Origin of the sequence: Pseudomonas sp. JAI120, from assembly GCF_014207255.1 — a bacterium.
GTDB lineage: Bacteria > Pseudomonadota > Gammaproteobacteria > Pseudomonadales > Pseudomonadaceae > Aquipseudomonas.
This window is the reverse complement of the sequence record NZ_JACHCZ010000001.1, coordinates 117126-140672: the sequence shown is the minus strand read 5'-3', so window position 1 is coordinate 140672 and position 23547 is coordinate 117126. Positions and strand designations below refer to the sequence as shown.

Here is a 23547-nt window from a genome sequence, read left to right as displayed (position 1 = left end):
TCGCAATGAGCCTGGGCGGCACCTATCAACCCCGAACCCTGAAATGCTTCAGCGGTGCACCCTCGGGCTCGCCAGAGCTGGGATTGATCGCATACCACCCGGCATTTTTCTGGATCGCCTGGATTTCAAGAGCCCCCACGTTGCCCGTTCGAACGCCCGACACAGCCCTGAACGATCGAACGCCTCCCGGGAAGAGGCAACCTTGAACGCCCACCGCCCAACGACACTTCTCGAATGCCGTGGTCGGCATATAGAGGCCGGGCGCCAGGCGAGCGACTTCACCTTTCATGATTTTGCGCATTGCATCGATGGCATTCGACCCGGATTTGAACACGTCAATCGTACCGTCCAGAGGATTGAACAGGCTACGTAGCAACGGCGCGGCGCCTTTGAGCCCTGGCAGGCAGAATGACTTGCCATTGAACAGCACCAGCTTTTTTACGCCGCGCAAAAATCGGCTCGCCCCACTCAGCCCTCCTGTGGCGGCGAACGAAGCGAAATCAATCAGCAAGCCCTTGAGTCCCTCCTTCACATTGCCTTGTGCAATATCTGAAATCGCCCCCACAAACGGGATCAGGCTCAGCATCATACGAGCGTTCTCGGCGGTGAACAGCTGACTGCCGGAGGTAAACGGATAGGTGCGTCGACTCTGTAGACCCGTGGGTTGGTTGGCAAACTCAATCAGCGCCTCGCGCTTGTCGTCAAAACTGTGCGCCAGCAAAGCGTTGACAATTCGCTGGGTTTTGGTCGAAGCAAAGGTATCGGGCACACGCTGGATCGCCGTATCCCCAGGGCGTGGCAGCGGCGTCGGCGGCAGTTCTGTGGAGGCTTTGTCGAGAATCACCTTCGATTTGGCCCCCGTACGCGGTGGCGAACCTGAACGGTAGGCCATCACATCCAACGCTTGCTCAGTCCCCAGCCGGAACGGAGCGCGCACATAAGCAAATGGCCCGTGGGGCTTGCGGCCCTCCTCGACAGTACCGTTGAGTGTCAACCGATAAGGCAAATCGGTGCGCTTGACCATCTGCATCGATCGCGGGAACACCTCGTAGTAACCGAACCTTGGTTCTACCACGCCCGTTTCATAACGCAGCAGCAGACCATGCCTGCCGCAGTTTTCGTCGACTTTGGAGTCGGGGCCCTGATCGTCCTCCAGGGCTTCCCCGGTTTCCTGGCGTACGGTGAAAAATTCTATTTTGCCTGCCTCCAGCGCTAGACGTTCCTGCGCAGGCAACTGGGCAATCATCAGTTTCAATGCAGTAGCCTGAGCCACGCGGGTATCGGCAATGTGCCGATCAACGGCGGCTTCCACCAATGGGGCAATCTCTGGCACCTGCCGGATGCGCGCCTCGAAGGTTGCCTGGGAAACTCCGGGATGGGTGAACCGGTAGCGTCGCTCCCCACTGATCCGGGTATTGAGCCAATGATCGACGGCCAGCAACGGGTCATCGCGAACCTGCTCCGTCAGAATGACATCGGTCAGCAACGGCCGACGGGATTCCAAATGAGCATGCTGGCGAGGGTCAAAGGGCACGTCAGTGTCCAGTTCAAGCCTGAATTCACGTATTTCATCGGCGGTCATTTCCGGGAACAACGGCACCAGTTGCTCGATCAGCAAGCTGCGCTGGGTCGGCGGCTCTTTCGTCAGCGTGCTGAAGGCCTCGCGGATCTGCTTCTCCCGCGAGGTAAAGGCCTGTGCTGCGGCCTGATAATCCCCTGGGGAGTACTGGCCGTCGTGGGTCATGGGGAAAATACCGGTCATGACCGCCCAGTCCAACAAGGGCCTGGTCGCCAGGGTCTTGAGCAGCGTCTCTTGCGTTGCACCACCCGCGTCAAGCCGCGAGAGTGCCATGATTTGCGTAAGGTTCATCAATCGCGAACTGCCCGCGCCGGACAGTGCATCGGCTATTGCGCAGCCCAGGCGCATTTCCAGCCAGCCGGTGGAGCCGATCTTGACGCTTTGCGGGTCACGGTTGAAGGCCTGCGCGGCCTCCCTCGGCACATCCGGATCGGCCTTGATCAGCATTTCCGGTGCGGAGTGGGCCAGGAACAGGTGGGCGAACAGGGACGAAAGCGTGGCATCGACCCCCTTGCTTTCCAGGTGTTTTTCCACGTCCTGGCGCACATCCTTGAGTGTGCGGCCCAGGTTGCCTGGCTGGTAAAGCCAATACCCGGCCACCACGCCTGGCCGGCCGGGCACTGGAGCGTTCACACTCAGCTTCAGCGCAGCAGCGAGAAGTTGATGGCGCTTGGCTTTACTCAAGGGCTGGCCGTCGGCCACGGCGTAAAGCTTCAGCCGCTTGGCCAATTCGTCGGCCTTGGCGATACACGGTGGCGAATCGAAAAAGTCGGCAAGACGGCGGTCCGGATCATGCGGCGATTGCTCAACCACACTGGAGCCTGTAAAGCGTCCAAGCAATGACACCACCGCTGGCGCCATGCCTTTCAATACCTCACGAGCATCGGCCGACAAAGCGGCGCCCACGCTCTGCTCATAGGGCAGCATGGCTGCGTAATCGGCTGCCGGCAGCGGCGGCGGGAACGACGTATTGAACCAACTCAATGTGGCACGCACGTCACTCACGGTCTGCGGCGCATCAGGGGCATAAAACGCCAACGCCTGCCGCGCGTCATAGGTGCGAGTGCTGTACAGGGCATTCCCGGTCTTGCCACTCATCTGCAGCAAATCATCGAGATTCGCGTTCATCTGGCGGGCAGACTGTTGTGCTTCTTCGCTGCCGGCGGCCAGGGTTTTCTGGATTTCATCGTCGAAATACGCCTGCAACGATCGCCATTGACCGGCAGCGTTGCGCATCTGGAGCTCCCCCTCGGACAACCTGTATGCGCGGCCCTCTCCCGCGAACCCCACTTTCGTCAGGAAATCCCGGAAGGTCGGCGTCGTCAGAAAGGCATTGAACTGCTTTCGTGCCTCTTGACTGAGTTGATCCAGGGTCGATCCTCTCGCAATGGAGACCGTATGGTTATCCAGCTTGAGTGATTCGCCGTCCGCCTTGCCCGCGATCATCGGCTGCAACTGGCCAACCAATTGCCGGCGCACTGCCTGGTCATCGTTCTGTTGCAGCAGGTGCTTGAACTGTTTCTCCCACTGATCACGCAAGGTGGAAGAAATCGCGGGCCATCCCTCGCGCTTGAGTTGTGTGCCCGTTGCAGCCGAGGCCCGTTCATTGAGCGGCGGCCTTACGCCGTAGAAATCCAGCACCACGTCCCGTGGCACCGCACCTTGGGTAGGGCTTTCAGCAACGGGCACACCCAGGTCATGGGGTGACAGAACCTGCTGGATGGCGTTGATCTTTGTGCTCACCTCCCACCAGCCCGAACCATCCGTGGCTGTAAACCGCTCAAAGGTATCCTTGCCATCACGCGTCACCGTGCCTGCCACCGAATCTCGAAAGACCCGCACGGTCGACAGCTTCAGGCCCTTGGCTTCAAACCAGGCAAGCACGGCCGGCTCATTGATTGCGGCGTTGTACATCTGGAGAAAGGGGGCGATGGACGCATTGGGGGGGATGAGGTTTTCGGGCGCGCTGCCCGTGGTCAACCACTGAACCAGCCTTTTGCGCAGCGTGGTATCCGCGGCAGCGGCAACAGCGGCGCTGGGGAAATGGCGTCGAGACGTTACGGTATCCAAAGCAGCACGTTTGGACCGGCTGTCAGGTACAGCGACAGGGTGCAACAACGCCCCCTGGGAGGGCGCCTGAAACTCACTGAGCGCCGGGACAGTACTGCTGAATCGAGTGGTGTACATATCTATTAACCCCTGGCCAATTGAACGGCGAGAGTTCTCGTCCCTTAGAACAGTCAATAGAAAACGTACAGCACACGCCAAAGCCGCTGCAGAGGCAAAGTCTCAAGAAGTCGAGTCTGCCGCAACGCACCCGTTACTAGAGAATTCGGTACAACAACCGCTCGATTCGTACACGGCTGACACGGCGCAAAAATTTGCCGACGGCCTCGGGATAATCCACCAGGGTTTGCAAATCCTGGTAACGCTCGATCCGCGTAGTGTGCTGGAAAATCTGCGCCAGCTCGGCACGTCGCGGTTCCAGCCACTGGCCTTGCGGGTCATCGACGAGCAAGGCGTTTTCCAGATCAAGGCGGAACGCCCGAGGGTTGAGGTTATTGCCGGTGAGCAAGGTGTAGCGTTGGTCGACCCACATACCCTTGAGGTGGTAGGTGTTGTCACCGTCGCGCCACAGGTGCAGGTTCAACTGGCCGCTGTCGATCACCGATTGATGGCGTTTTGCGAAACGGCGCAGGCTGATTTCGTAGAGATACGGCAGTGCCGAGATCACCTTGAAGGGTTCGCTGGGCGGGATGTAGAAATCATTGGCGGTTTTGTCGCCGACGATGATGTCGACCTTCACCCCACGCGCCAGGGCGCGGTTGATTTCCCGGGTCACCGGCAGCGGCAGGTTGAAGTACGGTGTGCAGATAGTCAGTTGATGCTGGGCGCTGGCGATCAGTTCGAGGATCACCCGGTTCAACGGGTTGTTCTTGCCCACGCCGAGCAACGGGCTGACCGACAGGTGACCGTTGGGCAACTGCCCTGCGGTGGTGTCGTAGGCCGCGTGCTTGAGGCGGCTGCGCAGGTCGCCGATGTCGTTGCGCAGGCTGCGGGTGGTCGGCAGGTTGGGCAGGTCGAGGCGGTGCACGGCCTTGGAGGTCACCAGGCCGTGCTCCACCAGATGCTGCATCGAATCGGCCAACGGCTGGCTGTGGATCAGGTGATAACGGTCGAAGCGGTATTTATCGAACTTGTGCAGGTACACGTTGTTCAGGCTGGCACCGCTGTACAGCACGCTGTCATCGATCACAAAGCCCTTGAGGTGCAGTACGCCGAACAGCTCGCGGGTTTGCACCGGCACGCCATACACCGGCACTTCACTGGCATGGCGCTGCGTCATGGCCTGGTACCAGGCGCTGTTGCCCGGTTGCTTGCCGGCGCCAATCAGCCCGCGCTGGGCGCGCAGCCAGTCGACCACTACCACGATGTCCAGCTCCGGCCGCGCCGCCTTGGCGGCGTGCAGGGCGTCGTAGATCTCCTGCCCTGCTTCGTCCTGCTGCAGGTACAACGCAACGATGTAGATGCGTCGGGTGGCCTGGGCAATTTTTTCCAGCAGGCAGCGGCGAAACGCGTCAGCGCCGGACAGCACGTCAAGGGCGTCGGGAGTGAGGGGGAAGCCACGCAGCTTGGGCAACAGGGAGCGTTTGAAGAACGACGGCATAGGGCTCGCAATGGGTCGAATCCGAGGAGGCCCCGAGCTTACACCATGGGGGTGCTCAGGTCTCGCAGTGCCAGAGAGTAAAATTTTTATTGACCAAGAAGAATGATCGTTCTACTTTTATAAGCATGAACGAAATGCCCCACAATGAAACTCGCGACATTATCCTCGACGTCACTGAAAAGTTGATCTATCGCCACGGCATCGCCGCCACCGGCATGGACTTCCTGGTGAGAACCGCCGGCGTCTCGCGAAAAAGTATTTACCGTTACTTCGCCAATAAAGATGAGCTGGTGATCGCAGCCCTGCAGCGCCGCGACGAGCGCTGGATGCAATGGCTGCACGGCGAAGTGGAGCGCGTCGATGGCAGCGGCGAACGCTTGCTCGCGCTGTTCGACGCCCTCAAGGCCTGGTTCGCCTCGGCGGACTTTCGAGGTTGCGCCTTTATCAACACCAGTGGCGAAACCGGCGACCCGCACGACCCGGTCCGCCTGCTGGCCAAGGCCCATAAACAGAAACTGTTCGAGTACGCACTCGAACTGTGCCAGGCACATGGCACCCCCGACCCCGAACGGCAGGCCGCGCAACTGCTGATCCTGATCGATGGCGCCATTACCGTTGCCCTGGTCATGGGTGATTCAACAGCTGCTGATAACGCGCAATGCATGGCGCGAACGTTATTGGGACTGTGAATCCACACGCCTGGCAACTTTCGATAACGCTGTAGGGTTTTAAGGAGCCACCTGATGTCATCTACCGCAGAAACACGTCCGCCCTTGCCGCCGTTTACCCGTGAATCGGCGATTGAAAAAGTGCGCCTGGCCGAAGACGGCTGGAATTCCCGCGACCCACACCGGGTGTCGCTGGCTTATACCCTGGACACGCAATGGCGTAACCGTGCCGAATTCGTCCATAACCGCGAAGAGGCCAAGGGTTTTCTCACTCGAAAATGGGCCAGGGAGCTGGATTATCGGCTGATCAAAGAGCTATGGGCCTTTACCGACAACCGCATCGCCGTGCGCTATGCCTACGAATGGCACGACGACTCGGGTAACTGGTTCCGCTCCTATGGCAATGAGAACTGGGAGTTCGACGAGAATGGCCTGATGGCCAATCGTTTTGCCTGCATCAACGACCTGCCGATCAAGGAAAGCGAACGCAAGTTCCACTGGCCGCTGGGTCGACGCCCGGATGAGCATCCGGGGTTGTCCGCTCTGGGGCTTTGACTGAAGCCGCAAGCTTGAAACTTCAAGCTTGCGGCTCATTGCTCAATCCTGATTGAGGCCCACCCGATACAGCACCCCATCGTCCTCATCCGTCAGCACATACAGAAAGCCATCCGGCCCCTGCCGCACATCGCGAATACGTGCCTTCAAGCCGCCCAGCAAACGCTCCTCATGGATGATCTTGTCGCCGTCGAACTGCAACCGAATCAGTTCCTGGCTGGCCAGCGCACCGATGAACACGTTGTGCTGCCACGCTTTGAACCGGTCGGCGTCGTAGAAAGCCATGCCACTGATAGCCGGTGATTTCTCCCACACATGATGAGGCGCCACGGTGCCTTCTGCGGTCTTGCCCTTGGCCTCGGGAATCGGTGTGAGCGAATAGTTGATGCCGTGAGTCGCCAGCGGCCAGCCGTAGTTCTTGCCCCGCTCGATAATGTTGATTTCATCACCGCCGCGCGGCCCGTGTTCGTTTTCCCAGATCGTGCCACTCCATGGGTTCAGCGCCAGCCCTTGCGGATTGCGCTGGCCGTAGGACCAGATCTCGGGGCGTACCCCGGGTTGACCGACGAACGGGTTGTCATCGGGCACGCGGCCATCCGGGTAGATCCGTACGACTTTGCCTTGCAACTTGTCCAGGTCCTGGGCGGTCGGGCGATCGTTGTTTTCCCCCAGGGTCACGAACAGGTAGCCATCACGGTCGAAGGCCAGGCGCGAACCGAAGTGGTTGCCGGTGGAGAGTTTCGGCTCCTGGCGCAGGATCACGTTGAAATCGGTCAAGCCACTCATGTCCGTCGCCAGGCGCCCGCGGCCCACTGCCGTGCCGGCCGTACCGCCTTTGCCACCGCCTTCGGCGTACGTCAGGTAGACCATGCGGTCCTGCTTGAAGTCCGGCGACAGCACCACATCGAGCAAACCGCCCTGCCCCTTGGCCCACACCTCAGGCACGCCGGTCAACGGCGCAGACAGCTTGCCGTCCGGACTGACAAAGCGCAGGTGGCCTGGACGCTCGGTCACCAGGAAACCTTGCTGGTCGGGTAGAAATGCCACGGCCCACGGGTGATCGAGGCCTTTGGCGATCGGCGTCGCGGAGATGCTGCCTTGTTCGCTGGGGAACTGCTGCGCATCGGCCGCATAAACGGCCGTCTGCGCAAGCAGCGTGGTGGCGCACAGGGTGGCTAGCAGGGTTTTGCGTATAAACATAAGACAGCGTCCTTACCGGCGATTGCCGTTGGCATCATAGGTGGGGGCTTTGGTGTCGGTGGCCGGGCGGCTGGGTGTCGCATCGCGTTGCGGATAGCGATTGCCGATACCACCGTTTTCCAGGGTCGGCGCACGCGGGGTCGGCACAGTCTGAATGCCACGCACCGTCGGTGTATTGGGCTGGGTGCCCTGCATGCTGTTGGGATTGGCCCGGTGGATCGGACCGTTATTGGAATCGCTTCTGCCGGGCAGGTTTTGCGCATGGGCAAATGGCCCAAGTGTCAGGCCTAACACCAGCACCGCGAGATGACGCACACAGCTTTTCATGACAAAGCCTCTCTGGGGCGAGGAGTACGTGCTTTCGATACCACGCTACGCCCTGGGTTCGGCTTTCGTAACTAAATAGTTTCTCATCAGGTGTAACACGATCTGTCCGCGCATCTGCCGGGGGAAACTTTTCACGCAGCCGTCGAGTCACCAGAACACAGCTTCTTCTTAAGGAATCGCACGTATGCCACGGGCAATCTGGAAAGGCGCCATCAGTTTTGGCCTGGTTCATATTCCGGTATCGCTGGTCTCGGCCACGTCCGCCCAGGGCGTGGATTTCGACTGGCTGGACAAGCGCAGCATGGACCCGGTGGGCTACAAGCGCATCAACAAGAACACCGGCAAGGAGGTCACCAAGGAGAATATCGTCAAGGGCGTGGCATTTGAGAAAGGCCGCTATGTGGTACTCAGCGAAGATGAGATCCGCTCGGCCCACCCCAAGTCGACCCAGACCATCGAGATCATCGCGTTTGTCGCCAGCGACCAAATTCCGTTGCAGAACATCGACACGCCTTACTTCCTGGCCCCGGATAAACGCGGTGGCAAGGTCTACGCACTGCTGCGCGAAACGTTGAAGAAAACCCGCAAGGTCGCCCTGGCCAATGTGGTGTTGCACACCAAGCAACACCTGGCGGCACTGATGCCCCTGGAGTCGGCGCTGGTGCTGGTGATGCTGCGCTGGCCAGCTGAAGTGCGCAGCCTGGATGAACTGGAACTCCCCAGCGACGTGACCAAACCCAACCTGGCCAAGGGCGAGCTGGACATGGCCAAGCGTCTGGTGGAAGACATGAGCGCCGACTGGCAGCCCGAGGAGTATCGCGACAGTTTCCAGGAAAAGATCATGGCGCTGGTGGCCAGGAAGGCCAAGGCAGGCAAGATCGAAGACGTCGAATCCCAGGAAGACAGCGACGAGCGCAAGTCGGCCGATGTGATCGACCTGACCGAGCTGCTCAAACGCAGCCTGGCCGGAAAACCAACAACGAAAAAACCGGCGGCGAAAAAAGCTGGCAAAAAGGCCTCTTGAGCCTGCCATATACCGGAGAACTCCATGGCAAAGCCCCTGAGCGAATACAACCGCAAGCGCGATTTCGAGGTCACCGCTGAGCCATCAGGCAGCGCAGCAGGTCGAAAGCGCGAGGCTTCGGCCCTGAGCTTCGTGATCCAGAAGCACGATGCGCGCAACCTGCACTATGACTTCCGCCTGGAACTCGACGGCGTGCTGCTCAGTTGGGCAGTGCCCAAGGGACCGAGCCTGGACCCGAGCCAGAAACGCCTGGCGGTGCATGTTGAAGATCACCCCCTCAGTTATGGCGGTTTCGAGGGCAGCATCCCGGCCGGCCAGTACGGCGCCGGCGACGTGATCGTGTGGGACCGCGGCATCTGGCAACCCCATGACGACCCGCACAAGGCCTACGCCGCCGGCAAACTCAAATTTACCCTGGTCGGTGAGAAGCTCTCGGGTGACTGGGCGCTGGTGCGTACGCGCCTCAAGGGCAGCGGCGACAAGGAGCAGTGGCTGCTGATCAAGGAACACGACCAACAGGCCCGCTCTGCGGCCGACTATGACATTGTGGAGGCCCAGCCAAAGAGCGTCCTCAGTGATGCATCCATCGGTAAACCCAAGGCCAAGCCTCGCGCCAAACCACAGAAGCAGGCGACAGCCCTCCCCGAGCAATTCGCACCGCAATTGGCAACCCTGGTAGACCGCGCGCCAGAAGGCGATTGGCACTACGAAATCAAGTTCGATGGTTACCGCATGCTCGCCCGCATCCGCGACGGCGAGGTCCGCCTGTTTACACGTAACGGCCACGACTGGACCGAACGCCTGCCACGCCAGGCCAAGGCCCTGCGCGCCCTAAAGCTCAAGGACAGCTGGCTGGATGGCGAGGTGGTCAGCCTCAATGGCGACGGCCTGCCGGACTTTCAGGCGCTGCAAAATGCCTTTGATATCGGCCGCAGCCTGGACATTGTCTACTACCTGTTCGACGCGCCGTTTTTAAACGGCAGCGATCAGCGCCAGGCGCCGCTGGAGGAGCGTCGCGCCGCGCTCAAGGACGCCTTGTCTGGTAGCCGCAGCAAACTGCTGCGTTTCTCCGAAGCGTTTGCCGCCAATCAACGCGATATCTTCGAAAGTGCATGCGACCTGGCCTTGGAAGGCGTGATCGGCAAACGTAAGGGCAGCCCCTACGTCTCCAGTCGAAATACCGATTGGATCAAGCTCAAGTGCCGCCTGCGCCAGGAGTTCGTGATTGTCGGCTACACCCGGCCCCAGGGGTCGCGCAGCGGTTTTGGCGCGCTGCTGCTGGCAGTCAATGACGATGGCGGGCTGGTCTACGCCGGGCGGGTGGGCACTGGTTTCGACCAAGCCTCATTGAAAAACATCTACGCACAACTCACCCCGCTGGAGCGCGACGCATCGCCCCTGGAAAAACCCCTCACCAGCGCCCAGGCACGAGGTGTGCACTGGGTGGAACCGCGCCTGGTCGGCGAAGTGCAGTTTACGGAGTGGACCCGTGAAGGCGTGGTGCGCCAGGCAGCCTTCGTGGGGTTGCGTACCGACAAGCCAGCAACGCAGATCATCCATGAACAGCCGCGCGCGGCAAACTCCCTCAAAGCGGTGAAAGCCGCTAAGCCACGCGGCGGCGTAAACATCACTCACCCCGAGCGTGTCATCGACCCGCAGAGCGGCACGCAAAAACAGCAACTGGCGCAGTTCTACGAGGGCATCAGCGAGTGGATCCTGCCTTTCCTGCGCCATCGCCCCGTGTCCCTGCTCAGGGCTCCGGAAGGCATCGAGGGTGAGCAGTTTTTCCAGAAGCACTCGGAACGCCTCGCCATTCCCAATATCAAGCAACTGGACCCGGCACTGGACCCAGGCCATGCGCGCCTGATGGAGATCGACACGACGAAAGCCCTGATCGGGGCCGTGCAAATGGGCACCATCGAATTGCATACCTGGGGCGCCACCTCGGACAAAATCGAAACCCCGGACCTGTTTGTGCTCGACCTCGACCCGGACCCGGCGCTGCCCTGGAAAACCATGCTGGAAGCCGCGCAGCTCACGTTGTCGGTACTCGACGAGCTGGGGCTGGAAGCGTTCGTCAAGACCAGCGGTGGCAAAGGCGTGCACCTGGTCATACCGCTGGCACGCCGGGATAGCTGGGACGCCGTAAAGGCCTTTGCCAAGGCCATTGCCCAATTCATGACCGAGCAACTGCCCGAGCGCTTTACCGCCACCTCCGGGCCGAAAAACCGCGTGGGTAAGATCTTTGTCGATTACCTGCGCAATGCACGCGGCGCCAGTACGGTAGCGGCCTATTCGGTGCGCGCACGCCCAGGGCTGCCAGTATCGGTACCGGTCAGTCGCGAGGAATTGAAGGGGTTGCGTGGCGCCCAGCAATGGACCGTGGCCAACCTGCACCAACGCTTGCAGGGGCTGAAGGTTGACCCATGGGCCGGTTATGCCAATCGGCAGAAAATCAGCAAGAAGATGTGGGACAAGCTGGGCGCGACGCCACCGGAGTGACTTACGCCCAGGTTGGCCTCAAATCAGCACAAATATGAGCGCCAATGCGGCGAAGATCGCCCATTTTTCCAGGTAGTAACGCGTGCGGTCGCGTTTTTTCAGCTTTTTGCCACGCAAGCGAATTTTGTACAGTCGGGTAAAGGCGCGGTTGAGCCCGCCGGTCTTGTCGCCTGCATCGTTGGGCGAGCCGGCGGCGGCCATGACGTTGCGGCTGAACCAACGATTGAACGCTGCAGCCCAGCGATATTTCATCGGCCGCTCGATATCGCAGAACAGGATGATGCGGTTCTGCTGCGTGGTGTTTTCGGCGTAGTGGATGTAGGTCTCATCGAACATCACCGGCTCACCGTCACGCCAGTAGTAGTGCTCGCCGTCCACATTGATATAGCAGCCCGGATCATTCGGGGTAACCAGACCCAGGTGATAACGGTACGAGCCGGCGTAAGGGTCACGGTGGCGCACCAGCTTGGAGCCCGGTGGCAACTCGGCGAACATCGCCGCCTTGATCGAGCCTATGCCCTGCAGCAGCTCGGTGGTACGCGGGCACAGCTTCATCGCCGAAGGATGGCTTTCGCCGTACCATTTCAGGTAAAAGCGCTTCCAGCCAGACTTGAAGAACGAATTGAAGCCCACATCGTTGTACTGGTCGGAACGCTTGATTTCACCCGCGCGCATCAGGCTCAGGCCCTCCTCGCGAATCTCCTTCCAATGCGCCTGCAGCGGGCTCAAGTCAGGAAAATCACTGGGTGACAGGTAGGGACGACCGGGTAGCTTGGAGCATAGGTAAAGCAAGCAGTTGATCGGCGCCAGGAAGGTCGAATGATCACTGAGTTGGCGGCCCAGCTTATGTCGCACCCGACCACGCAGGTGTACATACGCAATGGAGGCCACATAGAGAACAACAATGATGAGTTTCAAGGGGGTTCGTCACATGTCAGAAGAAAACAGGCTGCACCTGCGCGCCCACAACGGCTGAGGATGGATAGCAGCGTTTGAAATCACAATTCACACAATTGGCGCGATCGGCTGAGTAATGACCCGATACGTGGTCCGTGGCAGTTATTTAGCCACAGTTTGTAACCAAAAGTTAATCAAGAATTGTGAAAACCTGTCTACTGAAGGTGCTGGGCTGGCGCCTCTGCGGCCGACCGTGCAACTACCCCACTCCGTATTCAGCCCGACCTATTGGTGTGGCGACCGGCGATCGTCGAACACGGCACGGTTACGCCGTGCTTGCACAAAATGTCGAATTAATGCCAAGAATATTCCCAGCACCAGCCCGCCCACGAAACTGATTGCGATGATCGCGCCCACCCTTGGCTTTATCGGACTCAGCGGTTCCAGTGCCTGGCGATCCACGGTGACCAGTTTCAGCATGCTCATGTCGATATTCAGTCCGCGCAACCGAGCCTCTTCCGCCCGCAGGGGCTCTACGTCCTGCAGGAACATATCTTCGTTCTTGCGGCCGTTGAGTATTTCGACTTCGCGGTTGACGTCGAGCATGCGAAGTTCCTTGCCGATCTCGGCCACCCTGCTGTTGGTGAAATCATCGTTGGTACGCTGTTGCAGCGCAGCCCTTTCCGCCTCCAGCACTTCGGTGCCCATGAAATACAAAGGAATCGGCTGATTGGTCAAGACAATACTCGTCACCTGGTTCGAGCCACGAGGTCCATTCCGATCCAGGGCAGAGGGAGTGGTGGGGTTCTTGATGCCAATGGACTTGGCAATCGAGATCGCCTCGGCCAGTTCGGCCAAGCGGTTGGTGCGTTCCATTTTCATCTGCAACCGCAAGGCCTTGAGCTCGTCCTGCAAGCTAGCGCGTTTGACTTCGTCAGCCTCCAGCAACATGGCGGTCTTCGCCGCTTTATCCGCCTCGTAGTTGGTACGCGCAGCATCGATCTTGCCCTTGAGTTCGTTAAGGCGGTTATTAACGATCACCTTGAGGTCGGACGCCACCTGGTTGCGCTCCTGCGCAATGGCGTAGTCGACGAAGCCGTTGAGAATGGCCGCGCCGTCAATTCCCTTGGGGTACTGCATTTCCAGGCGCAGATAGGAACTGGCCTCATCGGGCCTCTTCGGATCAGGCATCACCAGGTTGATGGAGTTCTGGTTGAACGCTTCAAAGCTCTGCTCCAGGCTTTGCCCTGGGCGTTGGAAGGCTTCGAACAGTGCAGGATTAGCCCTGAAAAAACCCAGCCGGACCTCATAGGAGTCCAACTGCGCACCGACCTTGGCCAAGGCCTCGGCTGGCGGCAACCTGTAGACTTCGGAACGGTTAAGAGCATCCAACTCATTGATCGCCGCTGGCCGTAGCACACTGCTGACCTGGTAAACCCTGGGTGCAAGAAACGCATAGCCTACCCCCAGAATACCCGCCAGAATCGTGCAACCGATTACCAGTTTTTTTTGCTTCCATATTCCGTGAAACAGTTCGAGGAGATCAATTTCGTCCGATACCAAATGTTGATGACGCAGGGGGGTATTGTTCAAAGTTCGTACACTCTGATGAGTTGGAATCCGGCGCCCAAACACACAGATCGGACTAACAACGAATAAACAGGGGGCAGCTTCCCGGCATACCACGAATGCGGCACTACGCCATCAAAAGGCCATCCATTTAACTTAACCCTCACACTTAAGCAGCGGGAGGTTTCATTTCGGTTACACGACTGTTGTATGTGGCACCCACCTTGAGTAAAGACGATTCGTTACGAGACGTTACCCGACAGGCAGGCAAAGTAACGCAAATTGCCTGCCGGTAAACGCAAAATTACAAAAAAATAAAAAATAGGATAGTTCCTACATAAACTTTCGCTTTAGATAAAGAAAACACCGCTTTGTTCAGAACGACCGGAAACTAATTTTTCAGCAAAAGGAATTTTTATGTCATCCCTTTCAGACCCGGATGTTCTAGCCCTTCAAGGCACCTGGGAGCAAACCTCACTCGAAGACAGTGGCGTGCTCAATCCCGTAGATGCCCACAGCGCTCCAGGTGCAATTACCACGATTGCCGGCGACCGTTTCGAGGTCAAGACCGTCAGTGGCGAGGTGTTGTTGGCTGGCCGATTTTTCCTGGACAGCTCTACCGTTCCCAAGAGCATCACCTGGGTGGACGCCATCGGCGATGACGCCGGCAAGCACTTGCCCGCCAGCTATCGCCTCGAAGGCAATACATTTGTGTTCATTGCCGCGGATGAAGGTATGCCCAGGCCCCTCTCATTCAAGACGAGCGCAGGCCAAACCATGCGCAGTTTCATACGGAGCTCCTGAGCCGTACGCCATCCGAATTTGCGACAACGTTTTCACAAAGCCTTCACTTCCAGTCTTATAGGGTGAAACCTACCTACTCCAGTGAATCCCTTGGCCCGCCTCTCCTCGCGGGCTTTTTTTTGTCTGGACAATCCCACTCAGACTCGCTGCCGGGTGGCAGTCAGGGTAAAGCACAAGGGCAACTGAGCAGGTTGGTGCTCGTACTGGTCGTACAGCTCTTCACGGTTGGAGTGGGCGTACTCCTGCAGATGGCTGATCTGCAAGTCGGCGCCAATCGCTGCGCTCACGACATCCCCCAAGGTGTGCACATACCAATAGGAGGTCGGTCCAGCCACGTCGCCCTGGCCTTCGTAGACAATCGACTCCTGCAACACAAAAGGCTCACGCTGGAAATATGAACTGGCAGGCAGCAGCGGGTTTTGCGCCTTGGGATCGAACACCTCCAGGAACGGATGAGTTTCATACATCACCAGCGTACCGCCGGGCTTCAGCGTGCTGGCGACATGGCGCATGAACAACGCCACATCAGGCATCCAGCCGAGTACACCGATGGTCACCAGGGCGATATCGAAGCGCGCGTGCAAGCGTTGCGGCAGGTGATGGATGTCGCTCTCGATGAATTCAGGAGCATGCGGCGACACATCGGCAAGCTCACGCGCCTGCTGGAGAAACGCCTTGGACTGATCGACGCCAACGACCGAGCGCGCGCCCAGGGCGAACAGCGACAGGCTTTCGCGACCGTTGTTGCAGCACAGTTGCACCACGTCCTTGCCGGCGACACCGATGTCCTGCAACAAACCGGTAATGGTGGGGTCCAGGCACGAAAAACCGGGGTCGCGGACCCCGCCAAGCAGTGCGCTCCAGGTCTCGGTGGTTTTGTGCAGGTCGGCGGATTGGTCCCAGGCGTCCTTGTTGCAGGCAATCGCTTGTTGAGCTGAGGGCATGTCCATTGCGTCTCCAGATATTCTTACAGGGGGGATCAGAAAATAAGCCAAGTGGGCGAGGATTAAAACCCCGGGGGAGCGGGCGAAACTTAATGTGGAGCGCACAGGTCATTAGCCCATCGAGTGTTCAGCCGTTGAACGCCCCTTCCGAAGACTGCGCCATGGCCAGAGCCTCCGACCTGCGTAATACCCTGTCCCTGGACAGCCTGAATTTTTTCCTGGCGGATGTGCGCGACGGCCTTGGCCCGTACCTGGCCATCTACCTGCTGGCGGTGCACAAGTGGGACCCCGCCAGTATCGGCGTGGTCATGACCCTGGCGGGTATCGCCGCACTGATCACCCAGGGCCCGGCGGGCGCACTGATCGACCGCACGCACAGCAAACGCGCAGTGATTGCCATTGCCGCCCTGCTGGTGACGGGCAGTTGCCTGCTGCTGCCCTTCGTCAGTTCATTCAGCCTCGTTGCCTTGACCCAGGCGGCCAGCGCCGTGGCCGCCTCGGTGTTCGCTCCGGCCATCTCCGCGATTTCCCTGGGCATTACCGGACCACGTGCCTTTACCCGCCGCACCGGGCGCAATGAAACCTTCAACCATGCCGGCAACGCTGTGGCTGCACTGCTCGCCGGTGGCCTCGCGTATCTGTTTGGGCCCGTGGTGGTGTTCTACCTGATGGCCTTTATGGCGGTGGCCAGTGTCGTCGCGGTCAGTTGTGTCTCGGCCAAGGCTATCGACCATGAGGTTGCGCGGGGCTTCGACCCCGCCCACGCAGCCGATCACGAGCAGCCGTCCGGGCTTAAGGTGCTGCTGGCGAACCGCCCGCTGTTGCTGTTCGCCATCTGTTGCGCCCTGTTCCATTTGGCCAATGCAGCCATGCTGCCGCTGGTCAGCCAGAAGCTCTCGCAGATCAACCTGCAGATGGCCACACCGCTGACCTCGGCGTGTATTGTCGCCGCACAATTGGTGATGGTGCCGATGGCCTGGCTGGTGGGCAGCAAGGCCGACGTGTGGGGGCGCAAACCGCTGCTGCTGTTCGGCTTCATGATTCTGCCGCTGCGTGGTGTGCTCTATACCCTGTCCAGCGATCCCTATTGGCTGGTGGCTGTGCAAATGCTCGACGGTATCGGCGCGGGGATTTTCGGCGCGCTGTTCCCGGTGATCGTCAAGGACCTGACCCAGGGCACCGGGCGTTTCAACGTCAGCCTGGGCGCGCTGTCCACGGTATTTGGCCTGGGCGCGGCACTGAGCAGCAGCTTGGCCGGGTTCGTGGTGCAACAGGCGGGCTACAACGCAGCATTCCTCACCCTGGCCGGTGTGGCTTTCGTCGCGTTGGCGCTGTTATGGCTGGCGATGCCGGAGACGCTGGCGAAGCCCATCTTCGCGCCCCACGCATCTGCCGCCTGATATAAGCGATACTGTGCGCCGAACCCAAACAGCAAATGGAGTTGCCCCTATGAAGAAAAACATCCTGTATCCGCTATTGCTTCTGCTTGCAGGATGCAGCACGGGGCCCTATCTGCATCCGGAGTCGACGGTGGGCAGCAACGCCCTGCTTTCGCGCACCTGCCCCGGCCCGAAAGCGGCGATGAGCTATGCCCCGCTGTCAGAAGCACTCAACTGGGTTCATGTGCTGGTCTATGTGGCGCCACCCGGCACCTCCAGTTGGCCGGGCAACCAGCGCTCAACCGCAGCTGAACTGCGCCTGTTCGGGCGGCTCTACCCATCTAATACCTCGGTGCAGCGCACAGCAGCCGTCAAACAGCCCGCCCCGGCGCTTTGGGTCAGCGCGGCATCGCCCGTTGTCACGGTCACGCTGGCTAATGGGCAAAGTTATCCTGTCACCATTGAACAACTCAAAACCGGTTTCGACCCCAGGAAAACATTCCACGACGGGTTCAAAGGAACAGCGTTGGGTCAAGGCGATATGGATGATTTCACGCTCACCTTCCCGGACATATTCGTCAACGGTGAAAAAGTCCCTATGGCCCCGATTCATTTCAAGAAACGCGAAGAGCGTTATGCGCCTGTGTTTAATTGCTGACGGGCCGAGTTTCTGGCGCTCAGCCGACTCTGTTATCGTGCGTCCTTCGACCGCAATGGAAGCATCGAAGAATGAATTCATGGAAGACGCTGGCAATCGCCCTCATGGCATCGATCAGCACCAACGCTATGGCATGGTATGTGGAGAATCCGGTCGAGAGAGCGCTGAGCGCCACCACCCTGTTCCCGACCATTATCCTCGGCGGGACCACGGCATTTACGGTCTACTCGCCCTCAATAATGAAAAAAGCGAAGGATGATGCCCTTGCATTCATTGGCTCCGAGGGCGAAATTCGCGGCGCTCAGTTTGAGCAGGCATCTCTACACTACCGCTCGGCCCCTCACACGCGCCCCATGACCGACATGCAGCTCGCCCAGGCGATCGCAACCACTTACTGAGCGCGGTGGGCCTCGTCGAGACTGATCTCAACGCTTCGGGAAACCTGAGTTTTCCATACCCTCCGTACCAGTCGTAAGAGCAGATAGAAGGAGGAACTCATGGCTGTTCCAGCCTCCAAGGCAGAATTGCTTGCGGCCATTACGACGACCTTCAACACGCTGATGAGCGATCTGGCCAAGGTTGCGCCTGATCGTGCGCGTGAAGCCACACTGAAGGGTCATGTCGACGGTACCACCATGAGTCCGGCCGATCTTGTGGCCTACCTGATTGGATGGAACGAGTTGGTCCTGAAATGGCTGGACCGCGACGACCGGGGTGAACCGGTTGAGTTTCCTGAGATCGGCTTCAAATGGAACCAGCTCGGCCTGCTGGCGCAGAAGTTTTATGCAGATCACAACGCACTCGAATGGCACAAACTGATTGCCCGCCTGGTAGAAGCAAAAACACGGCTCGCGGCGACGATCACGGCAAGGTCAGACGATGAACTCTATGGCAGCGCCTGGTACGGAAAATGGCCCAAGGGCCGCATGATTCAGTTCAATACTTCGTCTCCTTACGCCAATGCCCGAACGCGCATTCGTGCGTGGCTGAAGGTGCAAGGCTGAAAATGCAGCCGCGGTTGTTCGGCGCGACGCAATCAACGATCCCGCCACGCATGCGTTGAGATTCGCCAGGAAACACACGGATCGCCGGAAAAAGCGAAAGCAACGTTCTGGAAACACCTTTCATTTTCCCGCCGGCAACGAGCTCGGAGTACGTCAAGCAGGCATCCGACCTGCAAAGCAGCGTCGGCTTTATGCGGCGATCAGAACACCAGTTGGTATGAAGTTGCACCCCAAAATTAGGCATCTCGCTATGCGTGGTGCCGTTCAGCATCCACTGCATTACGGAAGAGAGGGACAGAACGATACAGCGCTGATCATTCCGAATGTAGTCGGCTTCATCGAGGCTTGAGCGCTTAACTGGTTTGGGCATGGGCTCGCCAAAACGATGGTTTCTTCAAACTCTCTAGGCTGTTCGCCATTACTCGCGGTATATCTTAAAATGACCGGTTGCCGAAGAGCCGCCATGTTCATATCCATGAAGGCCTTCCATCCTTTACAAATAAGAGTGGTTAAGATGAACAGGCCTTTCATTTCGCTCTGCCCTGAAATTACTCGGGCGCATGCGCTGACATTAATGAATTGGTTAGAGGATGAGCGCGTCACCTGCTACCTGAGCGATTCGCGTCATGTCTCCCGCTCCATCGAGCAAGCCATTGATCGAACTCAGTTGCCGATCCTGACCCATCTATTCAACCGGGGCGGCAGATTCTTTATGGCCTATGACCGGCATGACGCCCCGGTGGGCTTTGTCCGTCTGGTCAAGACCGGCTCAAATTGCGAGATAGTCCTGGTCATCGGAGACAGCGACAAATGGGGCCGAAACCTAGGCGCCCGCACGATCCGCGAAGGCATGAAACTGGCTTTCCTCGACATGCGGGCCGAGAAGCTCATCGCCAAGATTCACCCGGACAATTCGCGCTCGCTAAAAGCCTTTTTGCGCAGCGGCTTTATGCTTGAGAGCGAAACGCCGACATTGAAATCATTGTCCATGACGGAGGAACGCTATCTCCAGTTCTTACGCGAAGGAGCCGGTGGCGACTCCAGTAGGATCTACATCACTGAAATCGACAAGGCCAGGCTCTACGGTCTAATCGCGTTAGAGCAAGGCTCGGCGGTTGTTGAGCTCGAACATGAGCTTGAACGAGCCATTGTCGTCAAGCCGCAGCAGGTGGCGTGCAATGTCATCACGATGAACTCTAGGGCTTTGCTGCAACTGGACGACGAAGAGCTCGAAGTGGCGTTGGTCTACCCTGAAGACGCGGACAGCAATGCAGGGAAGCATTCCGTGTCTTCTGATATAGGCGCCGCCATCCTTGGCTATCAGGAGGGAGATGCCATCGACTGGCGAATTTCTGATCGGACCCGCCGGATTGAGATCAAGAAAGTGCTTTACCAGCCGGAGGCTGCGGGCGATTTCCACCTATAACTGCGCCTTTGGCTCAGTACTCATCCATCAGACGCCGAAAGGCGTGATGCCCAAACGCACATACATTTTCGGCAGCAAGAATCGGAGTGCGAGCACATTTCGAAGATTCTTACGATGAGACTCCAAACTTAGAGAAGTCCACCATGGCTTCCGTATAGCTGGCCTTTTCCCCTTAACCACTCCAATAAATTCTTGGATTGCGCGGCATTAGCTATGCAATCCTCGAGTCATTTTTGAGTTAACGAACAGCGCTGAAGGCAGCCCATGAAATTATCCGATTATGTTCGACTACTTGCTCTGGCGGCGATCTGGGGCGCCAGCTTCCTCTTCATGCGCATCTCGGCTCCTGTTTTGGGCGCATTGCCGACTGCATTTTTTCGCGTGTTGTTGGGTGCTATTGGCTTGGCCGTCATTCTTGCCATTTTAAAAACCAAAGTCGACTTCAAAGGCAAGCTGCAGCAGATCATGGTATTGGGCGTTATCAATTCGGGCATCCCATTTTTGATGTATAGCGTGGCGGCACTGCTGTTACCTGCCGGCTATTCAGCAATTTTCAATGCGACCACACCGATGATGGGCGTCTTGATCGGTTGGATGTGTTTCAGCGATTCGTTGACACTGAAAAAAGGTGTCGGCGTTTTGATCGGGCTTATGGGCATTACGTTGCTGACCAGCACCGGCCCCGTCACACTTTCAATGAACGTGGTCATGGGCGCGTTGGCATGTTTAGTCGCCACCAGTTGCTATGGTGCAGCAGGATTTCTGACTAAACGATGGGTAGCTGACAAGGGTGGGCTTGACGCGAAACTCGTAGCTTTTGGTAGTCAGATTGGCGCGACGCTGTTTCTCGTTCCGTTTTTCGGAATCTCAACCGCAATAAACCCACCGGCGAGCTGGGGTAACCCAGAGGTATGGATAGCACTGGTTGCGCTGGGTTTCATCTGCACTGCGTGTGCGTACATTCTGTACTTCCGCTTGATCGCGGATATCGGGCCGGTGCGTTCGCTGACCGTAACCTTCCTAATCCCTCCCTTCGGCGTTCTGTGGGGTGTGATGTTCCTTGATGAACATCTTTCGGCCGCGCATTTCTACGGCGGCGGGCTCATCTGTTTAGCTGTGTGGTTCGTTCTCAGCAAGAGCAAGCCGAAGCAAGAACCCTCACCAGCTTCGGATTGATCCAACAACAGGCGGTGAATCTCTTCGCTCTGCTCTGTGACGCGCTCGGTGAGCTGGCCCACCTGACTGGTGAGGGCTTCGATTTTTCCTTCCATGCGGCCTACTGCGGCGGCAAGGTCGTTGCGTTCCTTGGCGAACTGATCGGCGCGGGACTCGGCCTCTTTACTGGCTGCGCGTTCCTGGTTCAGCAGTCCGTTCAGGCGCTTCAACGTGCCGATATCGGCGCTGTCCATGGCTCGGTCGGTCGCGTCCGTCGAAAGGAACCGGCAAAGAAAAGCGTCTGCATATGCAGACGCTAGAAACAGGTGCAAATGCCGTCGTACTCGTAGCAATAGAATGCGTAGCAGCGATGAACGGGCTGCTGCTCAGTTTGCTGCCGATAGAATGGGATCATGAAGAGGTATCAGTATGATTCTGCGCAAACTCAATATCGCCCCACGCTCCGCACTTAGCTTTGGTTTTTTTTGCTCGATGATTATTGGGTTGGGAGTGGTAGCTCTCATCCAGGCATCAAGCTTGAACGACGCTGAAAAGTTTGTAGAAAACAACGTGGTGCCCAGCATTTCGATACTCGCCAAGATGGACCGCGAGTTTTTAAGCATTCGAAATAATAATTCGAGATTGCGTAACCCTATTGAGCCTGCCGAGCGCAGAGCTCAAGCGCTTGTAGAGGTCCAAACATCGCGCGGAAGTTTTAAGGATCTTATTCAGAAACTCCAACCGCTCATCGTAACGGCTAAGGGCAAACAGCTTATCGGGGAATTGGCGAAAGATTACAGCACGTATGAGGTCGTTCAGGAGCAATATTTGGCCCTTACAGGTGCCGGAAAATTCGAGGATGCAGTCAAGCTGTCCAGCGAGGTAATGAAGTTTGAGGCGGATGGCGTAAACACCGTTCTTCAGAACCTGACCGAACTCAATAACAATAAAGCAATGAATGCTGGCAAAGATGCAACGCGTATTTATGAACAAAGCAAACTGATCGTCGGCGGTTTCATTTTGGTGAGTACGCTGGCTGCGATCGTCCTTGCTTTCATGTACACCCGAAGCCTCACCACCCCGGTGAATCGGTCATTGGCCATCGCTGAGCGGATTGCGAAAAACGACCTTAGCGAAGTGATCGATGTGCAAGGCACCGACGAAGTAGCGCGGCTGATGCAGGCGTTGAAAGCGATGCAGGCCAACTTGCGAACCACGCTTCTGTCGATATCCGACTCATCCAGCCAGCTGGCATCAACATCCGAGGAAATGCATGCCGTAACTGAAAACGCGAATACCGACATGCAGCAACAGAGCCACGAGGTGGAAATGGCCGCTACGGCTGTTACCGAGATGAGCGCTGCAGTTGAAGAAGTCGCCCGAAATGCCTCTGCGGCATCTGAGGCCGCTACACGCTCCAATTCGGCGGCTGTAGCCGGCCGCGCACGGGTGGATGAAACCGTCGAAGCGATTAGCCTGATGGTCTCAAGCGTGGGAGACGCATCCAATGAGGTTCAAGGACTCGCGGTGATGGCTACCGACATCAGTAAGGTTCTGGACGTCATCAGGGCCATCGCCGAACAGACTAATTTGCTTGCACTCAACGCTGCAATCGAAGCCGCCCGGGCAGGAGAAGCAGGCCGCGGATTCGCTGTGGTAGCCGATGAAGTCCGAGCGCTCGCGCATAGAACGCAAACTTCAACCAGCGAGATCGAACAGATGATCACGTCCATTCAGAAAGGCACTGGAGCCGCCGTTTCTGCAATGAGCAATACCAACATCCAAGCACAAAAAACACTCGACACAGCGCGTGGCGCTGGCTCGGCATTGGTGGAAATTACCGAAACCATTGACGACATCACGGAACGCAACGTGCTGATTGCCACAGCATCCGAGGAGCAAGCTCAAGTAGCCCGGGAAGTGGATCGAAGCCTGGTCAGTATCCGCGATTTGTCGAGCCAGGCCTCTGAAGGATCAAACCAGACCGCGTTAGCCAGTTCGGAACTGTCGAAGCTGGCGGCTGAACTGAACCGAATGGTTAACCAATTTCGCCTATAGCTAATCGGACACAAAAAGCCCCGCCGATGGCCGGGCTCTGTGTTTTAACTTTTAACCGCTGAAGACTACTTAGCGCCGCCGTTGCTGCGATCATTCTGAGCGTCCTGATCCGATCCTGGGTTTCCAGGCGG

At 58.1% G+C, this 23547-nt stretch carries 19 protein-coding genes and 2 pseudogenes; 13 read left to right on the top strand and 8 right to left on the bottom strand.

Going from position 1 to position 23547, the window contains the following annotated elements:
• Positions 1-25: 25 nt before the first annotated feature.
• Entirely contained in the window at positions 26-3463 is a 3438-nt protein-coding gene (locus HDC32_RS00765) for a hypothetical protein (RefSeq protein WP_311771948.1), read from the bottom strand.
• Between the two features lie 439 nt (positions 3464-3902).
• The gene (pssA, locus tag HDC32_RS00760; RefSeq protein ID WP_131696468.1) at positions 3903-5246 is read right to left on the bottom strand and encodes a CDP-diacylglycerol--serine O-phosphatidyltransferase; all 1344 of its coding nucleotides are present in this window, start codon (positions 5244-5246) and stop codon (positions 3903-3905) included.
• A 125-nt stretch (positions 5247-5371) separates the two neighbouring features.
• Here pssA and HDC32_RS00755 point away from each other — a divergent pair, with 125 nt between their 5' ends.
• Both HDC32_RS00755 and HDC32_RS00750 read left to right on the top strand, forming a co-directional pair.
• Positions 5372-5935 carry a TetR/AcrR family transcriptional regulator gene (locus HDC32_RS00755; protein ID WP_184742104.1) on the top strand — a complete coding sequence of 188 codons (564 nt, stop codon included), beginning with the start codon at positions 5372-5374 and terminating at the stop codon, positions 5933-5935.
• Positions 5936-5989: 54 nt separating this feature from the next.
• Complete coding sequence (locus HDC32_RS00750; RefSeq protein WP_131696470.1) at positions 5990-6469, top strand: DUF1348 family protein; 480 nt, start codon at positions 5990-5992, stop codon at positions 6467-6469.
• Between the two features lie 42 nt (positions 6470-6511).
• Here the strand turns inward: HDC32_RS00750 and HDC32_RS00745 are convergent, their stop codons facing one another.
• Positions 6512-7669: a PQQ-dependent sugar dehydrogenase gene (locus HDC32_RS00745; protein WP_167655281.1), complete on the bottom strand. Its 1158-nt coding sequence runs from the start codon at positions 7667-7669 to the stop codon at positions 6512-6514.
• A 12-nt stretch (positions 7670-7681) separates the two neighbouring features.
• A complete protein-coding gene (locus tag HDC32_RS00740) occupies positions 7682-7996 on the bottom strand; it encodes a hypothetical protein (RefSeq protein ID WP_184742103.1) in 315 nt (104 codons plus the stop codon).
• 184 nt (positions 7997-8180) lie between these two features.
• On the opposite strand from HDC32_RS00740, the gene HDC32_RS00735 reads away from it, so the two are divergent.
• A complete protein-coding gene (locus HDC32_RS00735; protein WP_184742102.1) occupies positions 8181-9020 on the top strand; it encodes a Ku protein in 840 nt (279 codons plus the stop codon).
• A gap of 24 nt (positions 9021-9044) precedes the next feature.
• Positions 9045-11522 carry a DNA ligase D gene (gene ligD, locus HDC32_RS00730; protein ID WP_184742101.1) on the top strand — a complete coding sequence of 826 codons (2478 nt, stop codon included), beginning with the start codon at positions 9045-9047 and terminating at the stop codon, positions 11520-11522.
• A gap of 18 nt (positions 11523-11540) precedes the next feature.
• On the opposite strand, the gene lpxO is transcribed toward ligD, so the two are convergent.
• Positions 11541-12440, bottom strand: coding sequence for a lipid A hydroxylase LpxO (gene lpxO, locus HDC32_RS00725; protein WP_184742100.1), 900 nt, complete (start codon positions 12438-12440; stop codon positions 11541-11543).
• Positions 12441-12704: 264 nt separating this feature from the next.
• Positions 12705-14012 carry a Wzz/FepE/Etk N-terminal domain-containing protein gene (locus HDC32_RS00720; RefSeq protein ID WP_145338635.1) on the bottom strand — a complete coding sequence of 436 codons (1308 nt, stop codon included), beginning with the start codon at positions 14010-14012 and terminating at the stop codon, positions 12705-12707.
• Positions 14013-14405: 393 nt separating this feature from the next.
• Here HDC32_RS00720 and HDC32_RS00715 point away from each other — a divergent pair, with 393 nt between their 5' ends.
• Positions 14406-14792, top strand: a complete 387-nt coding sequence (locus HDC32_RS00715) for a TIGR03067 domain-containing protein (RefSeq protein WP_184742099.1) — start codon at positions 14406-14408, stop codon at positions 14790-14792.
• A 137-nt stretch (positions 14793-14929) separates the two neighbouring features.
• Here the strand turns inward: HDC32_RS00715 and HDC32_RS00710 are convergent, their stop codons facing one another.
• Positions 14930-15742 carry a bifunctional 2-polyprenyl-6-hydroxyphenol methylase/3-demethylubiquinol 3-O-methyltransferase UbiG gene (locus HDC32_RS00710; RefSeq protein WP_145338633.1) on the bottom strand — a complete coding sequence of 271 codons (813 nt, stop codon included), beginning with the start codon at positions 15740-15742 and terminating at the stop codon, positions 14930-14932.
• 155 nt (positions 15743-15897) lie between these two features.
• On the opposite strand from HDC32_RS00710, the gene HDC32_RS00705 reads away from it, so the two are divergent.
• The 6 genes from HDC32_RS00705 to HDC32_RS00680 all read left to right on the top strand — a co-directional run bounded on the left by HDC32_RS00705 (position 15898) and on the right by HDC32_RS00680 (position 21379).
• On the top strand, positions 15898-17136 hold the full coding sequence (locus HDC32_RS00705; protein WP_145338632.1) for an MFS transporter: 1239 nt from the start codon (positions 15898-15900) through the stop codon (positions 17134-17136).
• A gap of 49 nt (positions 17137-17185) precedes the next feature.
• The gene (locus HDC32_RS00700) at positions 17186-17773 is read left to right on the top strand and encodes a hypothetical protein (RefSeq protein ID WP_131696480.1); all 588 of its coding nucleotides are present in this window, start codon (positions 17186-17188) and stop codon (positions 17771-17773) included.
• 71 nt (positions 17774-17844) lie between these two features.
• Complete coding sequence (locus tag HDC32_RS00695) at positions 17845-18171, top strand: DUF2388 domain-containing protein (RefSeq protein ID WP_184742098.1); 327 nt, start codon at positions 17845-17847, stop codon at positions 18169-18171.
• A gap of 99 nt (positions 18172-18270) precedes the next feature.
• Positions 18271-18777, top strand: coding sequence for a ClbS/DfsB family four-helix bundle protein (locus HDC32_RS00690; RefSeq protein ID WP_184742097.1), 507 nt, complete (start codon positions 18271-18273; stop codon positions 18775-18777).
• 463 nt (positions 18778-19240) lie between these two features.
• Positions 19241-20203 (top strand): bifunctional GNAT family N-acetyltransferase/nucleoside diphosphate kinase regulator, encoded by a 963-nt coding sequence (locus tag HDC32_RS00685; protein WP_178116812.1) that lies wholly within the window; start codon positions 19241-19243, stop codon positions 20201-20203.
• A gap of 264 nt (positions 20204-20467) precedes the next feature.
• Positions 20468-21379: a DMT family transporter gene (locus HDC32_RS00680; protein ID WP_184742096.1), complete on the top strand. Its 912-nt coding sequence runs from the start codon at positions 20468-20470 to the stop codon at positions 21377-21379.
• Here HDC32_RS00680 and HDC32_RS00675 read toward each other — a convergent pair.
• Positions 21292-21654, bottom strand: a pseudogene (locus HDC32_RS00675) (hypothetical protein); the annotation flags it as partial. The gene HDC32_RS00680 and the pseudogene HDC32_RS00675 sit on opposite strands and share 88 nt — an antisense overlap.
• A 133-nt stretch (positions 21655-21787) precedes the next feature.
• Here HDC32_RS00675 and HDC32_RS32315 point away from each other — a divergent pair.
• Together HDC32_RS32315 and HDC32_RS32310 are read left to right on the top strand one after the other, a co-directional pair.
• A pseudogene (locus tag HDC32_RS32315) lies at positions 21788-22561 on the top strand (MCP four helix bundle domain-containing protein); the annotation flags it as partial.
• Entirely contained in the window at positions 22535-23416 is an 882-nt protein-coding gene (locus HDC32_RS32310) for a methyl-accepting chemotaxis protein (RefSeq protein WP_409438553.1), read from the top strand. The pseudogene HDC32_RS32315 and the gene HDC32_RS32310, both read left to right, overlap by 27 nt.
• Positions 23417-23547 lie beyond the last annotated feature (131 nt).